This is a genomic window from Collinsella sp. LCP21S3_A3, from assembly GCF_052118905.1.
GTDB lineage: Bacteria > Actinomycetota > Coriobacteriia > Coriobacteriales > Coriobacteriaceae > Collinsella.
Window position 1 is genome coordinate 1 of sequence record NZ_JBQKGH010000053.1, and the last position, 585, is coordinate 585.

Consider the following 585-nt stretch of genomic DNA (forward strand, 5'->3'; position numbering starts at 1 on the left):
CCTTTAAGCTGTCTGGGTTAGGAACAAATTCAATAGCAACCAATGTGTGTACTTGCTTTCTCGTTCGGTTTCCATTCTGATACAAGTCTACATATTTTCTTCCATCAGCATTAGTAGTCAGAACTAGTAGTTTAATTGCTGAGCTGTTTCTGTATTTTAAACTTCTTACATTACCTAAATTACTTACTTCATACTTACCTTCAAAATTAGTGATAGGCTTCCATGATTCTTCCATTATTTAGCCTCCTTAATGGACTTATTCTTGACCCCACGTTTAGAGTCTCCCTCAAACCTAATCATAACAGTCTTATCACGCATCCTATCATACAGACGTTCATCAAAGACTTGCTCCATATCAACTAGTGGGAGGTTGCTTGTGTAGATTGTCGGAAGTCCTTTAACCATTCTGTAATTGATAATTTCATGCAAGTCTGCCCGAAACGCCTCTGTAGCTGATCGAACTCCTATGTCGTCTGCTACAAGCATTGGAGCAGCCTTTGCAACATCCATCTCAGCATAGTATTTTCTGGAGGCTTCTTCTGTAACGTCATAGGAAACTCCTTGTCTAGTGAAACGGTTACACAA

The 585-nt window shown here is 39.3% G+C and carries 2 protein-coding genes; both read right to left on the minus strand.

Annotated features, from left to right (window positions below):
- Nucleotides 1-235, minus strand: a 235-nt coding sequence (locus ACTQ0H_RS09295; RefSeq protein ID WP_441548088.1) for an NUMOD4 domain-containing protein, incomplete at its 3' end; no start/stop codon positions are given.
- The coding region (locus ACTQ0H_RS09300; protein ID WP_441548089.1) for an ATP-binding protein at nucleotides 235-585 on the minus strand (351 nt) is incomplete at its 5' end. The genes ACTQ0H_RS09295 and ACTQ0H_RS09300, both read right to left, overlap by 1 nt.